This window comes from Streptomyces sp. NPDC007945, from assembly GCF_042958885.1.
GTDB lineage: Bacteria > Actinomycetota > Actinomycetes > Streptomycetales > Streptomycetaceae > Streptomyces.
In genome coordinates, this window is record NZ_JBIBJV010000005.1 from 1 (window position 1) to 23,140 (window position 23,140).

The window sequence follows — 23,140 nt, forward strand, 5'->3', positions numbered from 1 at the left end:
ACCCGTGAACGTCTCCACCCACACCGGCTCAGCCCGCAGCACCCCGCCCATACAGGGAAAATGCCCAGAACTGAGCCTTCTGCAACACCCTTTAGGGCGTGTATCGAAAGCACTGTTCGCAATGCTCATCGGCGGCCGGATACGGGAGGCGGAGGTGACGCGCGCCCTCAATCGCATAATTGAACACGTTCAACGAGTCTGGCAAGGTGACTTCCCGCAGCCCGCTCCTGTCGATTGACCGACGCAGGCTGGGGGCGAGAGGGCCTGAAGGCGGGTGGAAGCAGGCTGCGTGCGCGGGTGGCAGCCCTGCTGGTTTGATGGTGATGTTGGCCGTTCTGACTGCATGCGTGGGCCCCTATCAGTACTACGAGGGAACAGGCTCCACAACTCCCCGGCGACCGCGGTAGCCGGGGCTGGGAGAACCTCGAGGGGACCCGCTTGGTACTCCATGAGGACGGAACAACCCTTATCGAGAAGCTCGACGGAAGGGCTTCGGCTTCGAGGACGGCTGGCGTCTCTCCGGTACGGGAACCTGGCAGCTGACCGACGAGGACGGCGGGCAGGTCGTCCGACTCGCGCTGACGGACCGGACCCGAGTCGAGAGGCGTTTCTCCGCATCTGCGACTGCCCCTTGGCTCCGGAGCCCCCCTCGACCTACTCGTGGTTCTTCTACGTGGACCGCGATCCGCACGATGAACTGGTGCGATCCGTGCGCTTCCCGCGCCCTCACCTCACGGGCCGGCCCCGGGGCCGCGCCGAAGGACCGTCCAGGGGCTTGGGCGGCCCGACGGAACTGCCTTTGGATGACCTCCCGGGCGCCGGGCCTCGCCCTCGCACGCCATATCGGCACGGGCTGGGTGCTCACCCAGACCAGTCTCCACCGCGCTGGTGGGTGTCAGGCATTTCTGGCTGCCTCAGCCGCCGCGCGCGCGTCCGGCTCCCGCAGGGCGAGAAGGGGGAAGTCTCCGGCTCATGGTCGGGAGGGGCCCGTTCCGAAGTGGGGAAAGGGCAGTGGGACGCAGGGCCGGGGCGGCGCCGGGCCGGCCGAGTTCCTGGGCGGCGGTTGTCGGCCTGCTGCGCAGCGGGGCGGGTAGGGCCGGGCTTGCGGCCCTGAAAGCGGTGGTGGGTGCCCGCGGGAGGGGCCGGGGCGAGGAGCGCCTCGTCGGTGTCGAGGTTTGGAGGGTGGCCGGTTCCGACGAGGTGTCGGGGGCGGGGCCTGTGGTGGGGCACACCGCCACTGCAGGCGGTTCACCCCCTTTCTCCTTTCTCTGTGCAGGTAAAGTTTTCGGGCATAAAAAATACCGAGCGAACTCGGCATGTTGAAAATTGATTCGATCGCGAATCGAATCTAGTCCCTGGTTACATCGACCTCCAGGCCGAAAGAGTCCTGGGTGTGCATCACGCCGTTTCGGACTTCAGCGACCTTCCTCCCCTTCGTCATTTCGACCTTGAGGTTGAAGGAGGTGACCAGCATAATCGCAAAGATGGCGAGGACACTTGCCGCAAGTCGCATCCTTGCGGTCTCCCACTGCAGCCTCGCCACCCCCTTCCCTGCGGAAGAGGTCCCCCACAAGCGTCCCACCGTAGGGTGACTTACGACCATTGACCCGCATACACACAGGTCAGAGTAATCGTCACGGCTGTCAGTCTTCCTAGACTTTCGAATTCTCATCTTTCTCTCCTTGTTATTAATTTCATCCTAAATTCATTTCCAGAGCTATGGTTTTCGAGTACAAAAAGGCCCGGATTGAGTCCGACCTTCTCAATCCGGGCACGCTTGCGCGACGTCACTGAAGTGGCGCTTCTGGATTGCCCTCGATGTAATCTAAGTATAGCAACTGAAGACGTCCGCTGTAAAGCCTCGGGCCTGTTGGTGGAACCTCTTGGTCCACTTACCATCCGGCCCTGGGAAACGTGACGATGCGCTTGAGAAAAGCTTACTAAATATCCCTGTCTTGTCAACGAGGGCGCTGCTCAGGACGACTGGCCCCAGGGCTTGAGAAATGAATTCTAGCGAGAAGAACCTGCGCCGTGGCGCGCCGTTTCACGGTGGTCTACGCGCCCTGCGCGTCAGGGCCACCCTTTCTGGGACGAGCTGCTCTCATTGGGCGGTGCGGCCGAGGCGTGCGGCTCGGCGACACCGTCCGGCCGCGGTGAAGCCCGCGCCGCCGGCCCGGATGCTGGGGGCCACCACGACCGCCTGCCCTATCCACCGCCGAGCACGAGGAGGACGACGTGTACACGGGCAACGCCGAGGACCACAACGACCAGACCGAAGGGAACGGACGACGAGACCAGCCCCAGGGGCGCGGGCCGGTTCCGGCAGCGGGGAAGAAGTTGAGCAGCCCCACGGGGGCGGTTCCGCAGCGCGAAGGCGTTGCGGAACCGCCCCCTGAGGGTTGGGGCCCTTGCCCTGGACGATGTGAACGATCATCAGGAGCAGGGTGATGAGGCCGATGATGATGTCGAGGTTGTTGCGGACGCCCGTGACAGCGCTGCGCGGGCCCGTGGCAGCGTTGCCCGCCACGCCGCGGTCGTGGGAGTAGCCCTCGATGACGGGCATCTGGGCGATGCGCAGCTGTGTGAAGGTACTGCGCCACTCATGGAAGTGGCGCTTGTTCGACATCGCAGGCGACGAGGAAGGCGTGCAGCGCCTCGGGAGTGGGCAGGGCGGGGCCCGGTCCTTGGAGGACGGTGGCGATGTCGCGTCGGCCCAGGGCGCGGCCCTCGCGGCGGGCTTTCTTCCTGAGGTGTAAGGGCGTCCGGCCGGGGCATCGGTGAGCCGCCCCGGCCCGGACGAGATCACGTACCCGTGACGGATGGCGTTCGCAGCCGGGAGGGCGGACCCGGTGCGGTCGGTTGGCACCCGTCCGGAGGAAACGGACGCGAAACCGTCCTTCTGGGCGTTGCTCTGCCGGTATGCAGAGGGGGTGTCTCATAACAGCGTCATTCAAGTGACAGACGAAGAGCTGGACTACCACGGGTTCCGGTTCCTTGCCCGCGCGGCCGCCTCGGAGTCCTCCTCGACCGATCCCGTGATCATTCTCGGCGGATCCTCGCAGGACCGGTTCTCCTGGCTGCGCTACGAGCGATGGCTTCTGCCCCACGCCACCGTGGTGACGCTCGAACTTCCCGGCTACGGAGACGCGGACCCGCTCCCCGTCGAGTTCGGCATGGAGTTCCTCGCCGACACCGTCCGCCACGCCACCGAGACCCTTTCCCTCGGGCGAGTCAACGTCTTCGGGGCCTGCTTCGGAGCCTCCATCGCCCTCCGCTTCGCCCAGCGGCACCCCGACCGCATCGCGCGCCTGATGCTGGGAGGAACCGCCACCGGGATCTCACCCGAGTACACGGCAGCAGCCACGCGATGGCGTCATATGGTCGACGAGGGCCAGTTCGACGACCTGGCCCGGGACATGGTCGAGCAGTTCATGGCCCCACCCGACCACGGCGTCGTGCGCCGACGAGCCGCCGTCGCACGCCTCATGCGCCAGAGGTTCGCGACCCTCACCGAGCGTGCACTCGCGATGGACATCACCCATCACGAACGTCTCCTGACCCATCCATGGAGCCTGCCCGAGCCCGCTGTCACCGCGCCAGTGCTCGTCTTCACCGGCGAACACGACACCCTCACCCCGCCCCCGGCGGGACGACACGTCGCTGACCACCTTGGCGGCCGGTTCACCACCGTCCAAGAGGCCGACCATCTCGTCCAGATCGAACGCGACACCGACCTGGCCGACCTGATGGCCCGCTTCTTCACCGACCGACCGCTCGACGCCCCCTACCTCAACCCCGTCGAGGACTTCCGCTGCGCCTGACCTCCTCCCTACCCGTACCTTCCGAACCGGGGCCCGGGTCAGTCTCGGCATCGACCAGCCACGCACCCGCCCCACGCCGGACAAGATCGAATTCCCGTGAACCGGCCCGCGGCTGCACACAATTGTGCACAAACGATCAGGACTGCTGCCCGGGTCCCGCCGCAGCGGCGCGCTGACTTCGTGACGGGCGGGTTCGCTGGTCGTTTGCCCTGGCATGACCACCGAACCCGTCCGTCACGGGCCAGTGCGACACGCTCGGGCGTCCAGAAGTCCAGCTTGCGCAGCCTCACCTGGGTGCGGACCACCCCGACCGCTGTGGCGACGCCGGGGTCCGCAAGGTCGAGATCCGTGGGCTTCTGGCCAGCGCGGCGGATCAACAAACTGAGACGTCCGATCCCGTGACGCCTGAAGCGCCGGAGTCGGCCTCGCCCGCGGCGACGTACTACGAGAGCTGTGACGCGGCGCGGGAAGCTGGCGCAGCACCGTTGCTTCGCGGCGAGCCTGGATACCGGGAGGCGCTCGACCGGGAAGGCGACACGGCATCGCCTGCGAGCCGTATGTCGGTCCTTAGCGCCTCGCCGGCGGCCCTGGCGTGGTGCTCCCACCTCAGCACGCACCAGCCGGGATGGACAGTGGCCGGGGGCGGCTCGGAACAGAAGGGGGCTGGAGGGCTCAGCGCCGCGGGAGCCGGGGAGAGCACGGCCGGTTTCGGGGACTGATACCCCGTCACGCCTCCGAGGCTGGAGGGGAAGGATCAGGTCCCGGAGAAGGCATCACGCTCGACGCGCGTCCACTCCGCGTATCCCTGGCGCACGTATGCACGCCCCGTTTCGGGCTCATCATTCCCGACCGGATGCGCGGCCCGCAGCGGCGCGCACGCGTGGATGCCGTCGGTGCCCACGTCGAAGGCCCGCAGCGCCGCCGCTGCGGTGCCGGCGCGGTCCAGGGCGTGCTCGGGCTGGGAGAAGGTGGCGCCGCCGCACAGGCGGTCGAGTTCGGCGGTGTAGGTGCAACGGGGCGACGCGCGCGGCCCGGCACTCCGCGGCGCGACCCGCGTCTTCTCCGAGGCGCCCCGCCACCTCGCGCAGCGCTTCCAGCTCCAGGCCCTCGCCAAATACGGCGTCCGCGTCCACATCGGGATCGCCGACACCTGGTCGACCGCCGCCACCGCGTCCGCCCGCCCCAGCCCCTCCGGCGTGCTCCACCTCCCCGACCACCGCGCGATCGAGGAGTTCCTCCACCCGCTGCCCCTCGACGAGCTCCACGGCATCGGCCCCGCCCAGACGGAGACCCTGCGCCGCTTCGGCCTGCACACCGTCGGCGCGCTCGCGGCCATGCCCGAGGACGTCGTCAGCCGCCTCCTCGGCGGCAAGAAAGGACGACTGCTGCGCGACCGGGCCCGCGGCACCGATCGCGGACCATCACCGCGCACCGGATGCCCGAGTCGACCAGCACCCACGCCGTCTTCGGCCGGGACGAGACCGACGCCGCGAGCGTACGGGCCGCCGTCCTGGACCTGGTCGTCACCGTCGACGAGCGGATCAGACGCCGCGACCAGGTCGCCCGCAAGGTCACCCTCACCGTCGGGTTCGCCGGCGCGGCCGGCGTCGCGCGGACCCGGGCCCTGCCCACGGCGTCCGGCCACACCGAGGACCTGCGGAGTGCGGCGTACCGGATCCTGGACGGGATGGCGCTGCGAAGCACCCGGGCCCGGAGGATCGTCCTCACCGCCGAAGAGCTGTCGCCGGCCGAGGAGGGACCGGGCACCCAGCTCTCCCTCGACCCCGAACGCGAGGCGAGACTGCGCATCGAGCCGGTCCTCGACCAGGTGAACGCACGCTGGGGCCACCCCGTCGTCCGGCCGGCCGGCACCTTCCTGCACGCCTCCTGACCTCCACCGGCCTTCCCGGCGCCGTTTACTGCGCCGATTGGAGGACCGTGACCGCCGGCTGAGGTCCTCGACCTCCTGGTAGAGGAAGGCGTGAGACCAGGGAGGCAGTACGCCGTCCTGGTCGAGCAGAGCGGCGTGGAGGTCGCCGATCGCCTGGTGGAGCTGGTTGGCGATGTGCAGATGGTGGCGCACGAGGTCGGCGACCGCCCGGCCGTCCGCAGCATGGTGGTGAGATGGATTTGCGAACCTGCTGATGTCCTACGTGTCACCGGTTCTCCGGTGACGGGAAACGGCACCGCCCCCGCCGCTGGAACGACGGGGGCACCGGGGCCGTACTGGGCTGACGTCCCTGGCCATTGCGGGGCCAGGGACGTCGTCACATCCGGGATACGTGTGGGGGGAGGACGCTGTGAAGCGTCCTCCCCCCACACCGTATACGTCACCTATGGCGCCAGGGCACGTCGGCTGTGGCTACTTCCTCTTCCGTGCTTGTGCGATGCCGAAGATGACGAGGGCGAGCATGGCGATACCGAACAAGAGCCACAGAGGGACACCGTCGAGCCCCTTGTAGGCTATGACCGCCGTATCAGTAGCTGATCGCACGAGAGCTCCTTCGGCCGAGGTTTCCTTGGTTCAGCCTGTGGCGTCTTCGTAGGCCGACTTGGTTGCTTCGCCGACCGCCATTCCGCCGACGACGGCGCAGGGGATTGCTCCGGTGCCTCCGGTCAGGTAGACGCAGCCGGCGGTGAACGCCGTGTCGGCGGCGAAGCTGAGCGCTGTTCCAGCAGCCGTCTGGTAGTCGCCCGGCCGGTACGAAACCAGCCGGGCGGGAGCGCCACACGTCCTGCGTGTCTGGCGGGTGGTACTACCTCTTGCGGGCCTTGCTCACCAGGAACGCCACCCCGACGATGACGACCAGGGCGATGGCAATGATCCAGAAGGGCGGAGTGCCCTCCCCGGCGCCCTTGGCCATGAACTGCCCGTATGGCATGTTGTCCTCCCGCTGTTGTTGATCGGTTTCGGTGCCTAATTCAGGACGCTGGTTGCGGCCTTCTCACCCAGTTCGCCCGCCCCGTATCCGATGCCAAAGCAGGTGGCGCCGACAGCCAGCCCACCCACGCCCGCGGTAGGCGCGCTGACAGCAGCGGCGACCGCACCGCACCCGGCTTCGGCGGCGGCACCCGCCGCCAAGCCGACCCCCGTGGCCAGGGCGTCCTTGTAGTTGCCCTCGGACACGTCCTTGGCCATGCTGCCGATGTCGTACATGTCGAAGCCCTTGCCGATCACGTCGAAGAAGGCCAGCCCGGTCGGGTCGATGCGGTTGACGGGGTCGCCTTCGGCGTAGAGGTAGGGGTTCTTCTCCTGGCCGGAGGGGTCGGTGCTGGTGAAGCGGCCGATGTTGGGGTCGTAGTAGCGGGCGGCGAAGTGGTAGAGGCCGGTGGCGTCGTGGTAGCCGCCGGCGAACTGGTACGGCTGCGGGGCCTGTTCCGAGGTCCCGGCGCGCTGGACGCCTCGGGGGCTGTAGGAGTACGCGTTGGCCTTCGTGCCGGTCTCGTCGGCGAGCGCTACAACCGAGCCGATCGCGTCGGTGAGGTAGTAGTAGGACTTGCCGCCGGTCGTCATGGAGTTCAGGGTGCCCCCGGGTTCACGGTTGAATCCCATGTCGACGCCGCCGAGGCTCTTGGCGGAGAGGCCGAGCGGCCCGTTGTGGAAGTACGTGTCGCCGAGCTTGATCCGCTCGCTCTGGTCCGTCGAGCCGTACTGGCCGGCGTAGGTCTTGCCGCCGACGGTGACCGCGGTCATCTGCGAGTGGTCGGACCAGGTGGCGGCGGTGCGGGTGCCCTCGGGGGTGGAGGCGCCGGCGGTTTCGTTGCCGACCTTGTCGTACGACCAGTTCGTGGTGACGCCGTTCTTCGCGGTGATCTGCTGGGCGTCGTTGACCGTGTAGGTGGTGCCGCGGGGGCAGCCGGGGTCGACGCCCTGGGAGGTGAGGTTGCCGGCCAGGTCGTAGCAGTACTGCCAGGACGAGTTGAGGGTGGTGCCCTTCTCCTCCTTCGCATAGGAGAACCGGCCCGCGCCGTCATAGGTGTACGTCGTCTTCGTCCCCGCGACCGTGTCCGTGTGGGTGCGGATCTTCACGCCGTCCTTGAGGGGGGTGGTGGTGCTGGCGTCGTGGTCGTAGCCGTAGGTGTAGGCGAGGTCGACCAGCGTGCCCTTGGGCGATGTCGCCCGTATCCGCTCCGGACGGCTCGACTTGTCGAGCGTGACCTCCTGGGCGGTGCCGCCGGGGTACGTCGTCTTCGTGCGGACGTCGTTGTTGTTGTACGTGTACGTGGTGACCTTGCCGGTCGGGTCCTTGAGCTGCGTGAGCTTGTTGACCTCGTTCCAGGTGTAGTCGGTCAGGCCAGCGGGGTCCTCGTAGGTGTCCACGTTGCCGGCCGGGGTGTAGGTGAGGCGGGTCTGGGAGCCGTTCTGCAGGGTCCGGACGGTCTCACGGGACAGCGGGTCGAAGGCGTAGGTGGTGACGCCGGTGCCGTCCGAGCGCAGGGTGAGGTTTCCGTCTCCGTCGTAGGAGTAGGTGACCGTGGCGTAGCCGGAGGTGTCGACCTTCACGATCCGGTCGCGGTGGTCATAGGTGTAGAGGATCGTGACCCCCCGGCCGTCCTTGGCGGAGGTGGGCCGCCCGAGGTCGTCGTAGGTGTAGGTCGTCACGCCGAGCGGGGCGGGCGGGGTGACCTTGATCAGGTTGCCCTTCGCGTCGTACGTGAAGGAGGTGGAGACGGACTTCGTCGACGACATCTTCGTCGTGACCTTGCAGCGCTGGCCCTCGAAGCCGCCGCAGGTGGGTGTGGCGGGGTTGTGGTCGAAGGTCTGTGTGCCGCCTCCGGTGCCCGTCACCGCGACCGACTTCGTGTTGCCGGCCGCGTCGTAGGTGTAGTCCGTCTTCTCACCGTCGGCGGTCGTCATGGACCCGGGCAGATCCGCGCCCGACAGCGTCTGATAGCCGGCCAGGGCGGCGGTGGCGCCGGTGGGCAGCTTCGCCGACGTGAGGTTGTTGCGGGTGTCCCAGCCGTAGGTGGTCACGTTGCCGCCGGTGCCGCCGACGCCCATCGCGTCCGTCGCGGTCTGCACGTTGTTGTTTCCGTCGAAGGTCTTCGAACGGGAGCGACCGAGCGCATCGGTCACCTTGGTGACCTTGCCGTCCGCATCGTGCTCGTACTTCGTGGCGTGCTGCTCCGGGTCGGTGACGGTGGTCGTACCGGCGTCGGAGGGATATGTACCGGTGTAGGCGTAGGTGTAGGTGGGGCCGGTGTGTCCGGAGGCGCCGGTCTGGGTGGCCCGCAGCATGGAGGTGACCCGGTTCTGGGCGTCGTAGGTGAAGACGGTCACCCTTCCCTCCGGAGTCGTGACCTTGGAGACGCGGCCGCTGGAGTCGAAGGCGTAGGAGGTGGTCTTGCCTTCGGTGTCGGTCGTGCGCGCGAGATTGCCGTCGGCGTCGAGGTCGAAGACGGCGGTGCGGCCGGTGTGGTCCTTGGCCTGCCACTGGTTCGGGTAGGTCTTGACCAGGTCGACCCAGCGGCCCGAGCGGGTCTCCGTCAGCTTGAAGCCCTTGTGCTCGCCGGTCTCGTCGTGCTGGTCGACCGTGATCGTGCCCTTGTTGCGGTCGGTGACCTTCGTCAGCGTCCCGTTGGCGTCGTAGGTGTCCTTCACACCGGACTTGCGGTCGGTCAGGGTGTAGGTGCCGTCCGTGTTCTTCTTCAGGTCCTTCGAGTATCCCTTGGGTGTGGTGAAGGTCCCGTCGGCGTTCGTGGTGAAGGACAGCGCGTCACCCGTCGCGTCGTAGACGACGACGGAGTTCGTGAAGATGTGCAGGTAGCGTTCGTACTCCTGCCACCAGCGGTCCGAGACCTTGCCGTAGGGCGCGTCCAGCGAGTTGTACGTGCGTGCGAGGCGGAGTTTCTGTCCCACTCCGGCGACCTCGAAGTCGGTCGCGGCGAGCATGAGGTTGCCGTTGGACAGGTTGATCCGCGCGACGAGGGAGTCGGTGATGCGGAAGTCCGATATCTGGTGCCAGGGCACCGAGCCCTGTCCCGTGGGCACCCATACCAGGGTTCCGGTCTCGCCGGCCGTGCCGTCGGCCGTGACGCGATCCCCGTTCGACGGGGGGTTGCCGGTACGGGCGCGTTCTTTCTGTGCCGCCTGCCAGGCCGCCTTTTCCTTCGACGGCGCCGCCTCGGGCTCGCCGGGCACGGGCTTGGTCGATCCCACCTTGACCGGCGGGATCTCCAGAGGTGCCGCCTTCTTGCCCCAGACCGATCCGGGGCCGGGGTCGGCCGCGGGTGAGGCGGCGAGGGCCGGCAGCGATGCCGCACCCAGTGCGAGAACCGCGATCGCCGCGGTCAGAGAGAGTCCCGCCGTTGTGCGGGCACGCCAAGAAGGCGTGCCGGAAGCACGCGAAGTCATGCACTTCCCCCCACGAGAAGAGATGTCACAGCAGCCCCATCGGCCACTGGAGCCGCACACGCTGCCACAGCCGCTTCCCGACCGGCCGGGGCCTGCCCGCCATTCAGTCGCACACACGGGCGAGAATCAGTCGAGTATGCGCCCGACCTTTCCGCCTCAAATCATGTCGCCAGGCAACACTTGCCATGTCGCATGGCACTTCTCCTGACAGGCAAGCTGACCGGAAACCGTTTTCCGTCAAAGCAGCCGGATCGCTCCCTCTTCCTCTGATCCCAGAGTCGTTGAGTACGACCCGAGACGCCCTGTCACGGAGGCGTTGCCTTGCACTTGAGGAGTGAGGTCAGCACACCTACGTTGCCTGTCGGTGGAACGGGCCCCGGCCCGGGGCAGAGTCCACCCGGGACGTGGCCTGGCGGTACGCCTCGAGCGCGCGACGGTAGCCGGCCGACGGACCGGGGTGCGGCACGAATGGGGTGGGCGCGGTCAGAGGCGAAGTCGGGCCGAAGGCCGTGATGGCGGAGCCGGTGTCCCCCGGTGCGGTCGGCAGGACGTGCAGGGAACGCACGCGCGCGTCGGGCGCCTTCTCGTCGGCGTCCGCAATCAGCTTGGGCGCGGTCCAGCGGACCTTCGTTGTCGGCGGCCGAGGAGGGTCCGGGCACGCAGCTGTCCCTCGACCGTCCGCTACCGGCTGTGGGTGGCGGACGGACTTCCGGACGGAGGAGACAGCGCCCGCCTTCGAGCCCGCCTCCCGCGGCCCGCATCCGGGCGCCCGCCCGGTCCCGGGGGCACGGGGGGATCGCTAGGCTCCCGACATGGATGACGACTGGTACGTCCTCATCGAGGAGGACACCCGCACGACCCGGCGTGCCGACGGCGTCGAGCTGAAACTGCACCGCTGGGCTCTGGTGGCCACCCACCGGGTCAGCGGCACGCAGGAGCACGTCCGCGCGGTCGCGGAGGACGCCGCACTGCACTACCTGCCGGACGTCTTGGCCAGACACAGCCGGCACGGCGACACCCCGGCCCGCCGCGCCTTCCTCACGCCGGACGGCACGTGGCTGGTCTGGCTCAAGCAGCACCACCGCGAGTGCCACATACGCGTGACCACGGCCCGCCTCGTCCACGCACACGAAGAAAAACAGGCACCGCCCAAGACGTTCAAGGACAAGCTGCGCGGCGCCCTGGAAGCACCAGAACCTCCCCGGGCCCCCTGGGCCCCCACGGAATGAACCCCAGCGCGCCCCTCGTCCCCCACCTCGCCGCAGCGCGCGGCCCCACCTCGCACGTCCGTGGCCCCCATGAACGCCCCCCCTACCGAGAGCCCCTGGCATCCGCTGCCCACACGTCTACTCGACGCCACAGACAAGAGCTGACGAAAAGCCATCCCAGGGGCTGACTGGCTATGCGACCGGGGGCTGACGCGGGCCGGGCCACCCGGCGGGCATGCTGCACGGCATGGCTCACCTCATGAGGGCGGCCGCGGCCGCCGTACTCGCCCTGTCGCTGTCCTCGCCGCTGCTGCTCGCAGGTCCGGCCGCCGCCTCCGAAGTCCTGAAGCCCGCCGCCTCAGCGGTGTCGTCCGGCCCGCTCGGCACGCCCTCCCCGCTGTCCCGGCCCCCCTCACTCCCGGTGTCGGGGTCCGCCCTGTATCGGGACTCCCTGCGGCGGGCCACGGCCGGCCCTGAGCTGCCGCGCCCGACCGGTGGCCGGGCCGTGGGTCGTTCCGTACTCCACCTCGTCGACCGCTCCCGCCCCGACCCCTGGGTCCCGGCCGCCGACGGCCGGGAACTGATGGTCACCCTCCACTACCCGGCCGCCCGCCCCGGTACGGACCGGCCGGTGCCGTACGCGAGCAGCGACGAGGTGCAGGCCATGCTGGACGGCTACGGGCTCAGCGAGGCGATCCCCGCAGCGGAACTCGGCGCGATGCGCACGTACTCCCGCGCTGACGTCCGCCCCGCGCCTGGCCGGTACCCGCTCGTCGTGCTCTCGCCGGGCTTCACCGTCTCGCGCTACACCCTCACGGCCCTCGCCGAGGACCTGGCCAGCCGGGGATACGTCGTGGCCTCGGTGGATCACGCGTACGAGTCCTTGGGCATCCGTACCCCTGACGGCCGCCTGCTCGGCTGCGAGGCGTGCGGACCCATCAGCGAGGGTCAGGTGCCGGAGAACAAGGTCACGTCGGGCCGCGCCAAGGACATCTCGTTCCTGCTCGACACATTGACGGGGCGTCACGCGGCGTGGGCGCACGCACGGACGACCATCGACCGCAAACGGGTGGGCATGGCCGGTCACTCCATCGGCGGCGCGAGCGCGGCGACGGCGATGGCGGCCGACGGACGGGTGCGCGCGGGAGTGAACATGGACGGGGCGTTCTACGGCGAGCTGCCGCAGCACGGCCTGGGCGGGCGCCCGTTCATGCTGCTGGGTACGGACGACGAGGTGCACCGGCCGGGCGGGACGGACCACACCTGGGACGCCGCCTGGCACCGGTTCGGCGGCTGGAAGCGCTGGCTCACCATCGCCGGGTCCGACCACTTCACCTTCTCCGACGCGCCCGTGTTCCTCGACCACTTCGACGTACCCCGGGCCCCGCTCCCGGCGGACCGGGCGCTGAAGGTCACCCGGGAGTACGTGGCGGCCTTCTTCGACCTGCATCTGAAAGGCACGGCGCAGCCCCTGCTCGACGGCCCGTCGGCGGCCCACCCCGAGGTCGTGTTCCACAACCCGTGAGCGGCCCCGCACGAGCACCCTTCCGTGACGCCGATCGCTGTGACCCGGTCGGTGCTGCGGCGGAGCTCCCAGGGCCGGCCCCGCGACCCCGACCCGGATGTCCGTAGGAGCGCCGGGATCCTGGGCCGGCCCCCGGACATCCACGCGTCGTGGACCGTCAGCTCCGTACGCGGCATCCTCACGGCGGGCGGCAGGAGGCCGAAAGGCGTCCGGGCCGTTCCAGTGGGGCGAACGCGTCACCGTCCTGGGGGCCCGCGAGGAGCCTGGGCGCGGTGCGGCGTGAACCCGGTCTGGCGGCGGCCGCGCCGCGATCGTCCCGGCCCGAAGGCCTGACGTCACGGGCAGCTGTGCCATCGGGTCATGGCACGAGCCATACGGCAGGCCGTGCCCGTGAGCTGCTTCACGTGGCTGCCCGATCTTGGTGGCGCCGGTGGCGCAGGCGCACTCCGACCTGGGCGACGGCGATCCGAGTCTCGAAGCAGGGCTGCGGGGCGGTCGCGGGGTCGCGGACGTTCCGGCCGTCGCTCAGCCGGAAGACGCTTCCGTGCCAGGGGAGGCGGTCGCAGCCATCGGAGAGCTCATCGTCGGACAGCGCGGGCCGGTCGTGTGGGCGCGGCGCAGCGGTCCGCGAGGATGTGGACCTGCCCGCAGTCCTTCCGGACGACGCCGCTGTCCACACCGTCCACGGCGGCCCGCGTCGCCCGGCTGGCGGGGAAGCCCACACCGGGTCCGATCCGGTGCCGGCCGGGGCTCACGAGACGCGGTACGGCCTCCGCGTGGCCGGCACCCGCCGCCTGCCGGTAGGCCAGGTGGCCGCCGGGCGCGCCGCCCGCTCCGACGGCGGTGAGGCCGGCCGGCACGAGGACCGGGCCCTTGGCGTGGTGCCCGCGGGGGCGCTCCGTCAGCGACGCGGCGTACAGGGACACCGCTGTGAGGTTCGCGGGCGTGTGGAGCGGGCCGATGCGGGACTGCTCGGGCGGCACCTCCGCCCAGTCCGTCCGGCCCGCCGCGGCAGCGGGCGCCGCCCCGCAAGGCCGAGGGCGATCAGCGTCTGTGACGCCCGGCACTGGCCGGGGAGCAGGTCGACGACGCTTGCCGAGAGCCAGCGCCGATCGACACCTGGACGAGGAGAGGGGTGAACGGGGTGGCCCTCCGGAAGCCTGTGCCGTATGTCCCGCGCGGTTCGAGGGGGCGGGGCCGCGAACGACTCGGCGCACCGCGCTCACCGGTCCGTCGGTGACGGTGGACTGCTCCGCCCGACCCCCGTCCGCCCCTCCGCCGCCCGGAGCACCCGCCCCATGCCCGTCCGCGGTCCGTGGCCCTTCCTGAGGTCCGTTTCGGTGCCCGCCGACGGCCCCGGCCCCCGCCCCGGAAGCGGCTCGTGCGCGGCACTGCGCGTCCGCAGTTTGCGGGCACCGCGCCCGGGCAGTCGCCGGAGCGACACGAGCCGTCAGGGAGGCAGATGTGCACTGGTCGCACCGCACGGTTCTCTTCGGCGCCGCACCTACCGTCGCAGCGGCCGCCCTCGGAAGGGCCGGCTCTCGGCCCGGGACGGCCCGAACCGCCGGCTCGTGGTCACCGCCCCGCCGCGCACCGACGGGCGTGTACCCGGCGGGCGCTCCCCCGCCCCCGTTGGACCGGTTCGGCGACGACGTGGAAGCGCGCGTACGCCCCGCACTGGGCGGCCGCCGCACCGAGCTCGCCGTACAGCCGCAGCGCACCGTTCCCCGGAGGGCTGCTTCGCCGTACGCCCGGCCGGCCGGTCGAGACCCTCGGGAGATGGTCCGCACCGCCCTCCGGCGAGCCGAGAGCCTGCTCGAAGCCGGTGAGGTCATGCTGCCGGATCACCCGCCCACGGCACGGGGCCGCACGCCGGAGGGCAGGCTCATGGGGCTCATCGGCCGGCGCTCCGGCGGGGAGCCTGGACGAAGCTGCCCCCGGCCCACGACGTGTTCAAGCACAAGACGGACGGCTGCGTACGCGCCGTCAAGCCGTCATCCACCTGGGTCGTAGCGCCCCTCGATCCGCCCCCGGCGAAAAGGAGAACCGTCATGACCACGCACTCCCGAACCACTGCCCGGACACCCGTGCAGCTCGCCGCCCTCGTGGTGGGAGTCGTCTTCCTGCTCGTCGGCATCCTCGGATTCATACCGGGGATCACGACCGACTACGACACCCTGAAGTTCGCCGAGCACCACTCGGAGGCCAAGCTGCTCGGCGTCTTCCAGGTATCCGTCCTGCACAACATCGTCCATCTGCTGTTCGGCGTCGCCGGCATCGCCATGGCCCGTGCCGCCGCGACCGCCCGCGCCTACCTCATCGGCGGAGGCGTGATCTACCTCGTTCTGTGGATCTACGGCCTCCTCGTCGACCACGACAGCTCCGCCAACTTCGTTCCGGTGAACACCGCGGACAACTGGCTCCACTTCATCCTCGGCGTCGGCATGATCGCCCTCGGCTTCCTCCTCGGACGCCGCCGCGCCCTGCACACCTGACAGAAGGCCGCCACATGCCCCTGCCTCTTTCGCAGCAAAGCGTCGAACAACTCGGCGGGGAGGCCAGCGTCCTGGCCCGCCAGCGCCGCGACCACGCGGAACTCGACCGCCTGATGCACCTGTACGAGTCCCGGGGCCGCCCCGGTCAGAGCGGCAAGAGATTCTCAGGGACATCTTCCAGCTGACGTTCAGCCACGCCTTCGCGGAGGAGACCGTCCTGTGGCCCGCCCTGCGGCGCTTCGCCGCCGACGGCGAGGAGCTCACCTCCCGGGTCGAGGCGGAACACCAGCAGATCAACGACCTGGCGGTGGAGATCCAGTCCACCGACCCACGGGACCCCGGACACGACCGGCTCGTCACCGCCGCCTTCGCCCTGATCCGGGAGGACATCCGGGACGAGGAGGATGTGTTGCTTCCCCGCCTGCAGGAGGCCCTGGAGTACGACAGGGTTCGACTGCGACGGCTCGGCTCGGCCTGGGAGACCGTACGGCGCACCGCCCCCACACGGCCCCATCCAGCCGTATCCCGCCGGCCTCCCGGCAACGCCCTGGCCGGAGTGCCGCTGAGTGCCCTCGATCGTCTCCGTGATCTGTCCGCGCCCTCGGGCTCCGGCGGGCGGTGGACCGCGGCGGCACTGGCGGCGGCTGCTGCGGCCGCGTGCCTGGCCTGTGCCGCCGCGCTGCGCCGCAGACGCGTGGGCAGTATGTACCGCCGGTGACGACAGGGCACGCGCGGGTACCTGATGGCAGCTCCCGGAGCTTGAACGCTGCGGCCCACCGTCTCTTCACACGCGATCGACGTGCAGCCGCGGGAGGACCCACGCGCCTCGACCGGACAGGTGATCGGCGTATGGGCTATGGGCCTCTGCCCGCGCCGCCGCTCCTCAAGCGCAGCCGTGCGCTCTCCTCCGTGTGCAAGGACCCCGATCGGGTAGGAATCGGCCGTGTGGACGCGGTTCCCGTTCCCGGAGCACCTCACAGGAGGTATTCCGTTCACAGGGACCGCGGCTGGTCGGCGGGCGTCGGCGTTCCGCGCTGCGGGAACCGCCGCGGGGCGACCGTGTGGTCCGGGTCGGAAAGCAGGAGGTGGAGGGTGGCGGAGTACGTACCGGGAAGTCGTCGTGGGGGCCGGCCGCGGCCCCCGTCCCACCGTGTGCGGGCAGTGGGGCGGCGCGGGCCGTAGTGAGGCGTGGGGCCGAGGGGGCCGCCGGTCGAGGCCGTGAGAACCGGCGGTCGACGGCGGTGGGGGCACTGGTCGGGGCGGCCGTCATGGCGGCGTTGGACGAGATCGTCTTCCACCAGGTGCTCGGCTGGCACCACTTCTACGACCGGTCCACTCCGGCGGTGGGCCTCCTGTCCGATGGCTTGCTCCACTCGGCGGAACTCATCGGGCTGGTCGCGGGGTTCTTCCTGTTCGCCGACCTGCGTCGGCGCGACGTGCTGTCCGCGGGCCACGCCTGGGCCGGCTTCCTTCTGGGCGCGGGCGGCTTCCAGTTGTTCGACGGCGTCGTGGACCACAAGCTGCTGCGCGTGCACCAGATCCGCTACGGGGTGGACACACGGCCGACCGCATGCTCGCCATCGTGGCCGGCAGTGTCCTGATCGTCCTCAGCGTGGCGTCCGCTCTGTTGTGGCGGCTGGACCGGAAACGCACGCGTCAGCCGGTGGCGCGCGGCACGACGGCCCAGACTCCCGACGCGGCGGCCAGCAGGCCGAGCCCGGCGGCCACCAGCCGGCGGCACAGGAAGGCGTAGCGCCTGCTGTACTCCTCGCGGAGCTCGTCCGCACGGGCGACGGTGGACCGGAGCATCCGGCGCCGCGCCGAGAGGTGCTCCTGGGCGAACGCACGGGCGACCTCCGCCTGCTCCTGGGGCCCCAGCCAGGTGAACCGGCGGGCGAACGCGATGCCGGCCTCGGCGGCTTCGCTCCTGGCTCTCTGCGCCATGAGGTAGCCCTCCAGTCGGGCGATTCCGGCGGTCGCCTCCGCGGCGGGTGCGTCCGGGTGGCGGACACCGCATCCGCCCGGCGCGGGAGCACCGCCGTCCCGCTGGGCCCGACGGCCCGCGACGCTTCCAGGCTGCTGGCGCCTCCGCATGGTCATGCGTCGCCATCCCGCGGATTCTGCCGGGCACCGGGGTCGTCGATCACGTCCCGCTTACCCGACTGGCTGTGGTCCAGCGCGGCGAGGCTCGGGAAGTTCAGGTCGAAGGCCGGGGACTCGGAGCGGATGCGCGGGAGGGTGAGGAAATTGTGGCGGGGCGGCGGGCAGGAGGTGGCCCATTCCAGAGAGCGGCCGAAGCCCCAGGGGTCGTCGACGGTGACGCGAGGGGCCGTCTTGGCGGTCTTCCAGACGTTGTAGAAGAAGGGCAGGGTCGACATGCCCAGGAGGAAGGCGCCGATCGAGGAGACGGTGTTCAGCGCCGTGAAGCCGTCGGCCTGGAGGTAGTCGGCGTAACGGCGCGGCATTCCCTCGGCCCCGAGCCAGTGCTGGACGAGGAAGGTGCCGTGGAAGCCGACGAAGAGCGTCCAGAAGTGGATCTTGCCGAGGCGTTCGTCGAGCATCGTGCCGGTCATCTTCGGCCACCAGAAGTAGAACCCTGCGAACATCGCGAACACGACCGTGCCGAAGACCACGTAGTGGAAGTGCGCGACGACGAAATAGCTGTCGGTCACGTGGAAGTCCATCGGCGGCGAGGCAAGGATGATGCCGGTCAGGCCGCCGAACAGGAAGGTCACGAGGAAGCCGATCGACCACAGCATCGGCGTCTCGAAGGAGAGCGAACCCTTCCACATCGTGCCGATCCAGTTGAAGAACTTCACGCCGGTCGGCACCGCGATCAGGAAAGTCATGAAGGAGAAGAAGGGCAACAGCACCGCACCGGTGGCGAACATGTGGTGTGCCCAGACGGTGGCCGACAGGCCCGCGATCGCGATCGTGGCCGCGACCAGCCCGATGTAGCCGAAGAGCGGCTTGCGGGAGAAGACCGGCAGGATCTCGCTGACGATGCCGAAGAACGGCAGCGCGATGATGTAGACCTCGGGGTGGCCGAAGAACCAGAACAGGTGCTGCCACAGCAGCGCTCCGCCGTTCGCCGGGTCGTAGACGTGCGCCCCGAACTGGCGGTCGGCCTCCAGCGCGAACAGCGCCGCCGCCAGGACGGGGAAGGCGAGCAGCACGAGCACCGAGGTCAGCAGCACGTTCCAGGTGAAGATCGGCATCCGGAACATCGTCATGCCCGGGGCCCGCATGCAGATGATCGTGGTGATGAAGTTGACCGCACCCAGGATCGTCCCGAAGCCGCCGAGCGCGAGCCCCATGATCCACATGTCACCGCCGACGTAGGGAGTGCGTTCTCCTCCGCTGAGCGGCGTGTAGGCGGTCCAGCCGAAGTCGGCCGTCCCCTGGGTGGTGAAGATCCCTCCGAACGCGATCAGCCCGCCGAAGAGGAACAGCCAGTACGACAGCATGTTCAGGCGCGGGAAGGCGACGTCGGGGGACCCGATCTGCAACGGCATGATCGCGTTGGCGAAACCGGCGAAGGTCGGGGTCGCGAACAACAGCAGCATCACCGTGCCGTGGAGGGTGAACGCCTGGTTGTACTGCTCGGGAGAGATGATCTGCATTCCCGGGCGCGCCAGTTCCGCACGGATCACCAGTGCAAGGATTCCGCCGAGCAGGAAGAAGACAAACGATGTGATCAGGTAGAGGTGCCCGATCTTCTTGTGGTCGGTCGTGGTGATCCAGTCCACGACGATCCGCCCTCTACTCCTCCTCTCCACCGGCACGAGAGTGGGTGGCTCCGTGGACGTGACCATGGGAACTCCGTAGAAATACTTCCAGCTGAACTCAGACGGGTAGGGCGACTTTAGATCCGCCCCTCTCCGCCCATCGCTCGATACGGGGCGTCGGGGATCAGTCGCTTCATCACACCGCTGTGACCTGCGACGTTAAGTTCCGTTGCGGCAAACTCCACCTATATGGCGGGCGTGAAGAGGTAGGCGCAGCGGCTGGCGGGTTCGTGGCCGCCGATGCCGGCGGGGGGTCGGTGATAGTTGTACCGGTGCAGCCAGTGCGTGAACGCTTCCCTGCGTTCAGCGGCCTGAGGTTTAAGGCGTAAGGCGTAAGGCGTCCATCGAGGGCCATCCGATTTCGGGCCTGCTGTTCGTCGCGACGCGCTGCGCCGAGACCGCGCGCCCAAAGAACACGGTCGTCGGCACTGCGCACGTCGGCTTGCCAAAGGTCCCCGGAGCTTCAGGACAGGGCGTCGAGCGGCCGGAGGAAACGGCGCTCGTACCGTTTGATGCAGCGGGTCTCACGCGCCAGTCGGAACGCCTCCTGGCACTCGGGGTCGGACATGCTGTCCGTGCGGTACCGCTCGTACGCGGCCAGACTGGGGAACGAGAAGAGGGCGTAGGCGATGTCGCTGTCGCCCTCGCTCGGCAGGAAGTAGCCGTGGTGCGTCCCGCCGAAACGGTTGACGAGCCGGCCCCAGCGGCGGCCGTACTCCTCGAAGTCCTCGAGTTTGTCGGCGTCGATCTCGTACTTCAGATGAATGGTGACCATGCCCGCATGATGCCGTGTGACGGTGCGGACTTCGTCAGCGGACCCACGGGGTGACCCGGCGAGCAATGCCGAACCGGGCCATACGCCGCCGACAGTGGTCGAGTTCATCGGTGTAAGCGCGGCAGTCGGCGAGCGCGGCAGTCGGCGAGCGCGGCCCTGCGCACGCTGGAGCAGCCGACGGGCCATCGGGTCCGGGCGACGTCCCCGGAACTCCTTGACCGCCGCCGTAACGGGGTCGAGGCCGGCCTGCAGGGCGGTGCGGGCCTCGACCTCTTCGTGTTCGGGCGGGCCGGTGCAGTAGTCGCAGGCCGGGAGGGGAGGTGCCGGAGGGGCGCCAGATCCTTCGGACGGTCGGCGCCGCAGCGTCTGCCGGCCCTCGGCGGCAATCAGGTCGGTCCTCGTGCTCGGGCACACGCGGCCCACGATCGCCGGACTCCACCACCAGTTCCGTCCACGACGCCCCCGTTCGGGCCCGCCGCCCCGGTAGCGCCGGCGGCCCCTGCGGTCGGCGGCCGGTACGCAGGTGGGGCCCCCAACGCCTGACGGCCGATCAGTGCCCGGCAATGGTCCAGGAGAGCACCGCGGCGGGAATGCCGGCGGTGACCCGGCAGACGAGGTGCCAGCGGCCGCCGGTCTCGTGGGGGGGGGAAGAGAGCAGACACGTCAGCGGTCGGCCCCGTCCCGACTTCCGGCGTGGGGGCCCGGCGCTATAGGCGTCGTGGAGTCACTCGCTGATCTGGGCGCTCGCTGGGGGACGCGCATCGTCGTTGTCTGCGCCCAGGCCGGCGAGCAGGCGCAGGCCGTCCTCGGCGGGGCTGCCCTGGGGCGCGGACAGCACCAGTAGTTCGATGCCCGACTCGTCCGGCAGCGCGAAGTTCTCCTGGTGCAGTTCCAGCAGTCCGACCAGGGGGTGCCGGTACGCCTTGCGTCCATGGGTGCGGGCGCGCACGTCCGCGCGGGCCCAGAGGCGGCGGAAGCGCTCGCTGCCCATCGCCAGCTCGCCGACGAGTGAGGCCAGGCGCGGATCCCCGGGGTATTTGCCGGCGGCCAGGCGCAGGTGCCCGACCACGTCGAGAGTGCACTTCTCCCAGTCCGCGTAGAGGCCCCGCTCGGACTCCTCGAGGAAGATGTGCCGGGCGGTGTTCAGGCCCGGCAGCGGCCGGCCGTAGAGGAGCCCGGCGAGACGGTTCCCGGCGAGCACGTCCAGCTGGTGGTTCGTGATCAGCGCGGGTGCGTCGGTGACCAGACCGAGGACTCGCAGCAGCTCCGGCCGGACCCGCCCGCTCGGTGCCTTCGCGCGGTGGCGGCGCTGCCGGGCGAGCCGGTAGAGGTGTCCGCGTTCGGTCTCGTCGAGGCCGAGGACGCGGGCGAGGGCGTCGAGGACCTGCTCGGACGGCTGGGTCGCGCGGCCCTGCTCCAGGCGTACGTAGTAGTCGACGCTGACGCCGGACAGGTGCGCGACCTCTTCGCGGCGCAGCCCTTCGACCCGGCGGCGGCTGTCGGTGGGGATGCCAGCGGCCGCCGGGTCGACCCGGGAACGCCGGGTCCGCAGGAAACCCGCAAGATCGTCCATCTGTTCAGTATGGCCTCGGCTGTGCGCGCGAGGGTGGTCCTGCCGTTACCAGGAAGTCCGGTCCGATGGATGAGGAGCCCCTGAACGCCGGGCGGCGCGGCGCGCAGGATCGGAGGCATCCGATCCGAAGGAGTTCCCGTGAAGACGCTGATCGTCTACGCCCACCCGGAGCCGAAGTCGCTCAACGGCTCGCTGAAGGACCTCGCGGTGTCCACGCTGTCGAACGCCGGGCACGAGGTACGGGTGAGCGATCTGTACGCGATGAACTGGAAGGCGGTCGTCGACGCCGCGGACTACGGCCCCGAGGCCTCACGTCCGCTGAAGGTCGCCCGGGACTCGGGCCGGGCCTTCGACTCGGGGACGCTCACCGCGGATGTCCTCGACGAGCAGGAGAAGCTGTTGTGGGCCGACACGATCGTCTTCCAGTTCCCGCTGTGGTGGTACACGATGCCCGCGATCCTCAAGGGCTGGGTGGACCGGGTGTTCACCTACCGCTTCGCTTACGGCGTCGGCGAGCACAGCGACACCCAGTACGGCGAACGCTTCGGCGAGGGCACCCTCGCGGGCAGGAGGGCTCTGCTGTCGGTGACCGTCGGCGGCCCGGAGTCGCATTACGGCGCTCGCGGGATCAACGGCCCCATCGACGACCTGCTGTTCCCGATGCAGCACGGCATCCTCTACTACCCGGGCGTCGAGGTGCTGCCGCCGTTCGTGCTGTACGGCGCCGACCGGATGACCGGCGAGGACTACGCGGACGTCGCCAAGGCCTGGGAGCAGCGCCTGCTCACCCTGGAGTCGACCGAGCCGATCGCGTTCCGGCGGCAGAACTTCGGCGACTACGAGATCCCCTCGCTGCACCTGAAGGAAGGACTGGAACCCGCGGGGCGCACGGGTTTCGGGCTGCACGTGCGCGGCTGACCGCCCGCGATGGAACAGGACGAGCCGAGGCGCGGCCCGAGAGCTGGCCGGAGCCGCGCCGCCCTCTTCCGGCAGGATGCGCCCCTGCGCCTCGGTTCGGTGCCGGCGTGACGGATTCCGTCCCTGGTCACGGGCACGCCCACGGGCCCCGGGACGAGACGGTGAACGTCCGCCTGGAGGTGTTCCGGGCCCTGGACGCCGCCGGGGTCCCCGCCGGGCGCGTGGACGAACTCGTCGCGGTCCTGGGGCCGGAGCACACACCGGGGTCGCGCCTGGATCGCGGAGAGCAGTGCTGACGACGGAGCCGAGGAGCGGTTCGAGGACGGGGGGGGGGACGCGGGCGTGCGGGCGGTCGCCACCGACGTGCCGCGCCTGGGCGAGCAGGGCGCCGGCCGACGCGGCCGCGGTGCCGCTCCCCCGGTCGGGGCGGCGTCACGGGGCCGTTGTCCGGGCCCGCGCGCCGTCAGTGGCCGGAGCCCCGGGAGTCGCCGGGCCGGCCCGTCCGCCGGCGGACGGTCACGGCGAGGAGGGTGCCCGCGGCGGCTCCGGCGAGGGCCCAGGGAATGCTGGGGTCTCCGTCGTTCAGCTGGTACCCGATGGCGCAGCAGAGCAGGAACAGGGCGAAGCCGTACACGAGGGCCAGCTGCCTGTGGTTCATGGTGGTCCTTCCGGGGTGGGATGT

The 23,140-nt window shown here is 69.9% G+C and carries 18 protein-coding genes and 2 pseudogenes; 11 read left to right on the plus strand and 9 right to left on the minus strand.

The annotated features are described in order from the left end of the window. The 3 genes from ACFZCF_RS17110 to ACFZCF_RS17120 form a co-directional block, all read left to right on the plus strand. The coding region (locus ACFZCF_RS17110; RefSeq protein WP_391287104.1) for a hypothetical protein at window positions 1–238 on the plus strand (238 nt) is incomplete at its 5' end. Window positions 239–2,954: 2,716 nt separating this feature from the next. Beyond that, window positions 2,955–3,821: an alpha/beta fold hydrolase gene (locus tag ACFZCF_RS17115; protein WP_391287105.1), complete on the plus strand. Its 867-nt coding sequence runs from the start codon at window positions 2,955–2,957 to the stop codon at window positions 3,819–3,821. A 398-nt stretch (window positions 3,822–4,219) separates the two neighbouring features. Further along, the gene (locus ACFZCF_RS17120; protein WP_391287106.1) at window positions 4,220–4,540 is read left to right on the plus strand and encodes an excalibur calcium-binding domain-containing protein; all 321 of its coding nucleotides are present in this window, start codon (window positions 4,220–4,222) and stop codon (window positions 4,538–4,540) included. A 35-nt stretch (window positions 4,541–4,575) separates the two neighbouring features. On the opposite strand, the gene ACFZCF_RS17125 is transcribed toward ACFZCF_RS17120, so the two are convergent. Continuing rightward, on the minus strand, window positions 4,576–4,989 hold the full coding sequence (locus ACFZCF_RS17125) for a hypothetical protein (protein ID WP_388450017.1): 414 nt from the start codon (window positions 4,987–4,989) through the stop codon (window positions 4,576–4,578). A gap of 28 nt (window positions 4,990–5,017) precedes the next feature. Here ACFZCF_RS17125 and ACFZCF_RS17130 point away from each other — a divergent pair. Next, a pseudogene (locus ACFZCF_RS17130) lies at window positions 5,018–5,119 on the plus strand (hypothetical protein); the annotation flags it as partial. 137 nt (window positions 5,120–5,256) lie between these two features. Beyond that, complete coding sequence (locus ACFZCF_RS17135; protein ID WP_388450015.1) at window positions 5,257–5,712, plus strand: hypothetical protein; 456 nt, start codon at window positions 5,257–5,259, stop codon at window positions 5,710–5,712. A gap of 865 nt (window positions 5,713–6,577) precedes the next feature. Here ACFZCF_RS17135 and ACFZCF_RS17140 read toward each other — a convergent pair. Next, complete coding sequence (locus tag ACFZCF_RS17140; protein WP_391287107.1) at window positions 6,578–6,703, minus strand: hypothetical protein; 126 nt, start codon at window positions 6,701–6,703, stop codon at window positions 6,578–6,580. Between the two features lie 35 nt (window positions 6,704–6,738). Further along, entirely contained in the window at window positions 6,739–10,176 is a 3,438-nt protein-coding gene (locus ACFZCF_RS17145) for an RHS repeat-associated core domain-containing protein (protein WP_391287108.1), read from the minus strand. 812 nt (window positions 10,177–10,988) lie between these two features. On the opposite strand from ACFZCF_RS17145, the gene ACFZCF_RS17150 reads away from it, so the two are divergent. Further along, complete coding sequence (locus tag ACFZCF_RS17150; protein WP_388450007.1) at window positions 10,989–11,405, plus strand: hypothetical protein; 417 nt, start codon at window positions 10,989–10,991, stop codon at window positions 11,403–11,405. A gap of 226 nt (window positions 11,406–11,631) precedes the next feature. Continuing rightward, window positions 11,632–12,909, plus strand: coding sequence for an alpha/beta hydrolase family protein (locus ACFZCF_RS17155; RefSeq protein WP_391287109.1), 1,278 nt, complete (start codon window positions 11,632–11,634; stop codon window positions 12,907–12,909). A gap of 578 nt (window positions 12,910–13,487) precedes the next feature. Here the strand turns inward: ACFZCF_RS17155 and ACFZCF_RS17160 are convergent. Beyond that, window positions 13,488–13,835, minus strand: a complete 348-nt coding sequence (locus ACFZCF_RS17160) for a hypothetical protein (RefSeq protein ID WP_391287110.1) — start codon at window positions 13,833–13,835, stop codon at window positions 13,488–13,490. Window positions 13,836–14,960: 1,125 nt separating this feature from the next. Between ACFZCF_RS17160 and ACFZCF_RS17165 the strand changes: the two genes are divergently transcribed. From ACFZCF_RS17165 to ACFZCF_RS17175, 3 genes and pseudogenes are all read left to right on the plus strand, one after another. Further along, a complete protein-coding gene (locus ACFZCF_RS17165) occupies window positions 14,961–15,404 on the plus strand; it encodes a DUF4383 domain-containing protein (protein ID WP_391287111.1) in 444 nt (147 codons plus the stop codon). A 181-nt stretch (window positions 15,405–15,585) separates the two neighbouring features. Beyond that, entirely contained in the window at window positions 15,586–16,122 is a 537-nt protein-coding gene (locus ACFZCF_RS17170; RefSeq protein WP_391287598.1) for a hemerythrin domain-containing protein, read from the plus strand. 550 nt (window positions 16,123–16,672) lie between these two features. After that, window positions 16,673–16,969: pseudogene (locus ACFZCF_RS17175) on the plus strand (DUF2243 domain-containing protein); the annotation flags it as partial. Between the two features lie 91 nt (window positions 16,970–17,060). Here ACFZCF_RS17175 and ACFZCF_RS17180 read toward each other — a convergent pair. From ACFZCF_RS17180 to ACFZCF_RS17195, 4 genes are all read right to left on the minus strand, one after another. Beyond that, entirely contained in the window at window positions 17,061–17,348 is a 288-nt protein-coding gene (locus ACFZCF_RS17180; protein ID WP_391287112.1) for a hypothetical protein, read from the minus strand. Between the two features lie 152 nt (window positions 17,349–17,500). Then, window positions 17,501–19,219: a cytochrome c oxidase subunit I gene (gene ctaD, locus ACFZCF_RS17185; RefSeq protein ID WP_391287113.1), complete on the minus strand. Its 1,719-nt coding sequence runs from the start codon at window positions 19,217–19,219 to the stop codon at window positions 17,501–17,503. A 436-nt stretch (window positions 19,220–19,655) separates the two neighbouring features. Further along, window positions 19,656–19,967 (minus strand): NIPSNAP family protein, encoded by a 312-nt coding sequence (locus ACFZCF_RS17190; RefSeq protein WP_391287114.1) that lies wholly within the window; start codon window positions 19,965–19,967, stop codon window positions 19,656–19,658. A 724-nt stretch (window positions 19,968–20,691) separates the two neighbouring features. Further along, a complete protein-coding gene (locus tag ACFZCF_RS17195; protein ID WP_391287115.1) occupies window positions 20,692–21,540 on the minus strand; it encodes a helix-turn-helix domain-containing protein in 849 nt (282 codons plus the stop codon). Between the two features lie 138 nt (window positions 21,541–21,678). Here ACFZCF_RS17195 and ACFZCF_RS17200 point away from each other — a divergent pair, with 138 nt between their 5' ends. Then, window positions 21,679–22,458 carry an NAD(P)H-dependent oxidoreductase gene (locus tag ACFZCF_RS17200; protein ID WP_391287116.1) on the plus strand — a complete coding sequence of 260 codons (780 nt, stop codon included), beginning with the start codon at window positions 21,679–21,681 and terminating at the stop codon, window positions 22,456–22,458. A 463-nt stretch (window positions 22,459–22,921) separates the two neighbouring features. Here ACFZCF_RS17200 and ACFZCF_RS17205 read toward each other — a convergent pair whose 3' ends face one another. Further along, window positions 22,922–23,116 (minus strand): hypothetical protein, encoded by a 195-nt coding sequence (locus tag ACFZCF_RS17205; RefSeq protein ID WP_388443700.1) that lies wholly within the window; start codon window positions 23,114–23,116, stop codon window positions 22,922–22,924. Window positions 23,117–23,140 lie beyond the last annotated feature (24 nt).

Coding starts and splice junctions, on each gene's coding strand:
- ACFZCF_RS17150 (WP_388450007.1), top strand. CDS start 10,989: ATGGATGACGACTGGTACGTCCTCATCGAGGAGGACACCCGCACGACC.
- ACFZCF_RS17190 (WP_391287114.1), bottom strand. CDS start 19,967: ATGGTCACCATTCATCTGAAGTACGAGATCGACGCCGACAAACTCGAG.
- ACFZCF_RS17195 (WP_391287115.1), bottom strand. CDS start 21,540: ATGGACGATCTTGCGGGTTTCCTGCGGACCCGGCGTTCCCGGGTCGAC.
- ACFZCF_RS17180 (WP_391287112.1), bottom strand. CDS start 17,348: ATGGCGCAGAGAGCCAGGAGCGAAGCCGCCGAGGCCGGCATCGCGTTC.
- ACFZCF_RS17145 (WP_391287108.1), bottom strand. CDS start 10,176: ATGACTTCGCGTGCTTCCGGCACGCCTTCTTGGCGTGCCCGCACAACG.
- ctaD (WP_391287113.1), bottom strand. CDS start 19,219: ATGGTCACGTCCACGGAGCCACCCACTCTCGTGCCGGTGGAGAGGAGG.
- ACFZCF_RS17155 (WP_391287109.1), top strand. CDS start 11,632: ATGGCTCACCTCATGAGGGCGGCCGCGGCCGCCGTACTCGCCCTGTCG.
- ACFZCF_RS17135 (WP_388450015.1), top strand. CDS start 5,257: ATGCCCGAGTCGACCAGCACCCACGCCGTCTTCGGCCGGGACGAGACC.
- ACFZCF_RS17205 (WP_388443700.1), bottom strand. CDS start 23,116: ATGAACCACAGGCAGCTGGCCCTCGTGTACGGCTTCGCCCTGTTCCTG.
- ACFZCF_RS17140 (WP_391287107.1), bottom strand. CDS start 6,703: ATGCCATACGGGCAGTTCATGGCCAAGGGCGCCGGGGAGGGCACTCCG.
- ACFZCF_RS17165 (WP_391287111.1), top strand. CDS start 14,961: ATGACCACGCACTCCCGAACCACTGCCCGGACACCCGTGCAGCTCGCC.